This window comes from Chamaesiphon sp. VAR_48_metabat_135_sub (assembly GCF_031418915.1).
GTDB lineage: Bacteria > Cyanobacteriota > Cyanobacteriia > Cyanobacteriales > Chamaesiphonaceae > Chamaesiphon.
The window spans coordinates 1-3,345 of record NZ_JANOJV010000102.1; the positions used below are offsets into that span (position 1 = coordinate 1).

Below are 3,345 nucleotides of genomic sequence, written 5' to 3' on the forward strand. Positions count from 1 at the left end.
CCAATTCCAGCGCAATATTCCCTTTAGTGCTTTCGTTCAAGCCTTCCGCGATCTGATGGGGCAATTATGGGCAGAGTCAGATCGGGAATTGCATTCAAATCGGTCGTCTGCTTCAGGAAAATGAGGGTACCAAAGAAGATAGACTCTTCGATATCGTTGGACATCTCGATCGCGGACATGAGTTAATTACCAAACCTGAAGAACGCGAATCTTTAGCTCAATTAAACTTAGCTGCTGGCAAAAAAGCTCGAAATGCTACCGCCCATGCTGCCGCTCGTGTATTTTTGCAAACTGGCACAGATTTACTCACAGCTACTTGTTGGCAAACCCAGTATGAATTGACACTCGATCTCTATACTTGTGCTGTTGAATCTGCATACTTGAATGGTGATTTTGATGAGATGGAACGGCTCGCTGCGATTGTTTTGTCAGCAGCTCGGACAATTTTGGATAAAGTTAAAATCTACGAAATCCAAATATCCGCTCAAACAGCCCAAAATCAGATGTTAAAAGCCATCGAGATCGGGAGAATTGCACTAAGTGAATTAGGGATCGAATTTCCGCTTACACCAGATGTCGCAAGAATTGATGCAGGGCTGAAACAGATTAGCGATCGAATTAACGGTGAAAAAATTGAAGATTTACTGTATTTACCCCCAAATAGCAATCTTCATGTACTGGCAAAAATGAATTTGCTAATGGCTTTTTTTGCTGCTGTCTATATGAGATTGCCTAACTTATTACCTTGTATTAGTACGGCAATAGTCGCTGTCGTTTAGAGTTTGGTAATACTCCTGCCTCGATTATCGGTTATCAACTGCATGGAACGATCTTATATCATTTCTTTGGAGAGGAGCAGGTTGGTTATGAGTTTTGTCAATTAGGATTAAAATTACTCGATCGACTGAACGAACGAGAACTAAAATCTCAAGTTATGTTAAGATTTGGCGGCTGGCTTCAACATCATCGCGAAGCTGTCAGTCAATCGGCAATTACATTAAAAGAGGCTTACTTATCAGGGAGAGAAACAGGCGATATTTTAGGTGCAAGCTACAGCATTATCAATCACTTTCATCTCAAATTTTTGGGTGGCGTAAGAATGGATGAGTGGGCATCATAATTGCCTGAATATCAGAAAATTTTGACACAGACAAAACAAGATTCCGCACAAATATATTTGAGTCTGACTTGGCAAACTATGCTGAACTTCCGCCAGAAAGTCAGTCAACCAGAGTGCTTGGACGGTGCAATTGATGACGAGAAAGCGATGCTACCTCAGCACCAGCGAGATGATGATTATAGTGCGATGGCGATCTCGGGTATCTACAAAGTGATGCTAGCTTACTCATTTGGTAAATATACACTGGCGGTCGATCGGATCGCTCAAACCCAGCCATATCTGCAAGCGGTATTGGGAATGTTTTTTGTGCCTGTATTTCACTTCTACTCGGCCTTATCACACTTAGCACTCCTTCCATCACCCCTCGCCTGGGAGCAAGCCGAAATCCTCGCCCAGGTAGAAATCCATCAAGCTGCACTACTGCATTTTGCCCAAAACGCACCGATGAATCATTTGCATAAATGGCATTTAGTCGAGGCAGAGCGACAACGAGTATTAGGTGATAAACTGGCAGCGATCGAACATTACGATCTGGCTATTTCCCTGGCTAAAGCAAATGAATTCCTCAATGAAGAAGCTTTAGCTAACGAAAATATTCGTCTCGATCGACAATCTTAGCTTATCGGCGTTGCTGGATAGAAGTATGAAAAGCGGGGAGCGGGGGAGGAGAGATAATTGGATTGTGAAAATAGCGCGTCATACCTCAAATCAGCAACGTCAGCTTATCCACTTTCCCGATCGCAATTGCGGCATTTTGTCCGCCAAAGCCAAAACTCAGACAGAGTAAATTATTTACGTCTGTAGAGCGAGCAGTTGTTACTAAATCCAAGTCAAATTCAGGCTGCTTTAAACCAACACAAGAGGGTAAAATCTGAGTCTCGATCGCTTTGAGACACAGCGCGACACCAACCGCTCCAGACGCGCCTAAGGTGTGACCTGTTGCGCCCTTGGTAGAACTAATTGCCACTCCGTTGGGGAAAATCTGTTGAATTAATTGGCTTTCATGTCGATCGTTTAATGGTGTACTGGTACCATGTGCGTGGATATAATTGATGTCAGTGGGTATGAGCTGACTCCGCTGGAGACATTGATAAATTGCCTGTTGCGCCGCAGTTCCCGCTTCATCCATCGCACACATCTGATAAGCATCATTAGTCAAACCAAATCCCAGTATTTCTCCATAAATTTTGGCACCGCGAGATCGAGCTAATTCCACTGTCTCTAACATAAATACAGCCCCCGCTTCGCCCAAGACTAATCCCTCTCGCTGTCGATCGAAAGGATAGCAGCCATTCGTCGCCAATGCACCCATTTGACTAAAACCCGCGATCGTTAAAGGTGTAATCGGGGCTTCGACAGCTCCCGCGATCGCGCGCTCGCAGGCTCCAGAACGCATCAAATTGACGGCTTGTGCTAGAGACCATATTCCCGTCGCACAAGCCGCCATTGGAGCTAATACAGCCGATCGGGAGCCGATATATCTAGCCGTCTCGATCGCGGGACTATGGGGTAGGAAGTCTAACCAATTAATCAAGTCTGGCTGGGCAGATGGATTTGAGGTCAATTTTTCCCATGCTGACTGACAACCGCGACTGGAACCGATAATAACGCCACAATCGAGCAGTGGTAAACTCAAACCCGCATCCCGCACAGCTTCAGCTACAACGATCCGAGTCAGATCGATCGCCTGCTGGGGCTGACTACCAATTAGAGCGAGCGGCAGTGGGAGTAAATTGGCAAAAGGTTGCCGTAGTTGGATCGCGGATCGATCGTCCAACAAGCCTTGCCAAGTTTCAGCCAAATCTCCAAATGCAGTTCTAAAACCAATTCCAGTAATTACAATTTGCATCTATAGACACTAGTACTCGGTGGCGTAAATAAAAGTACTATTTTGGGCAAAGGGGGGAGCGGGGAGCGGGGAGAGTAATTAGAAAAGAACTCAATGGTAGCTTTATTTCTGCCGCTCAGTACTAGCAGCCTGCCCTTAGAAACTTAAAAATGATCTCGTAGGGTGTATTAGCGACAGAGTAACGCACCCTACGAGATCATTTTCAGGAAACACTTTCAACTGTCTTGAAAAGGTGCTCCACTTGGGGCGTTTTTATTCGGGGGTTCCCCCCGAATAAGAAAACGACAAGACAAGACGGCGCAAAGCCCAAGACCGCACTTTTCGCTCCCCGCTATCTCCCATTCATACTAGGATTAAATTCAAAATTATTAATAAT

General features: G+C 45.2%; 4 protein-coding genes. 3 read left to right on the top strand and 1 reads right to left on the bottom strand.

Features of this window, described 5'->3' with window-relative positions; genetic code table 11:
* Positions 1-284: 284 nt before the first annotated feature.
* The 3 genes from RMO55_RS07585 to RMO55_RS07595 all read left to right on the top strand — a co-directional run bounded on the left by RMO55_RS07585 (position 285) and on the right by RMO55_RS07595 (position 1,738).
* Positions 285-779 (top strand): hypothetical protein, encoded by a 495-nt coding sequence (locus RMO55_RS07585; RefSeq protein WP_310425482.1) that lies wholly within the window; start codon positions 285-287, stop codon positions 777-779.
* Positions 780-934: 155 nt separating this feature from the next.
* Positions 935-1,120 carry a hypothetical protein gene (locus RMO55_RS07590; protein ID WP_310425484.1) on the top strand — a complete coding sequence of 62 codons (186 nt, stop codon included), beginning with the start codon at positions 935-937 and terminating at the stop codon, positions 1,118-1,120.
* Between the two features lie 21 nt (positions 1,121-1,141).
* Positions 1,142-1,738, top strand: a complete 597-nt coding sequence (locus RMO55_RS07595; protein ID WP_310425486.1) for a hypothetical protein — start codon at positions 1,142-1,144, stop codon at positions 1,736-1,738.
* Positions 1,739-1,823: 85 nt separating this feature from the next.
* On the opposite strand, the gene RMO55_RS07600 is transcribed toward RMO55_RS07595, so the two are convergent.
* Positions 1,824-2,969 carry a beta-ketoacyl-ACP synthase gene (locus tag RMO55_RS07600; RefSeq protein WP_310425488.1) on the bottom strand — a complete coding sequence of 382 codons (1,146 nt, stop codon included), beginning with the start codon at positions 2,967-2,969 and terminating at the stop codon, positions 1,824-1,826.
* Positions 2,970-3,345: the final 376 nt, after the last annotated feature.

Coding starts and splice junctions, on each gene's coding strand:
- RMO55_RS07590 (WP_310425484.1), top strand. CDS start 935: ATGTTAAGATTTGGCGGCTGGCTTCAACATCATCGCGAAGCTGTCAGT.
- RMO55_RS07600 (WP_310425488.1), bottom strand. CDS start 2,969: ATGCAAATTGTAATTACTGGAATTGGTTTTAGAACTGCATTTGGAGAT.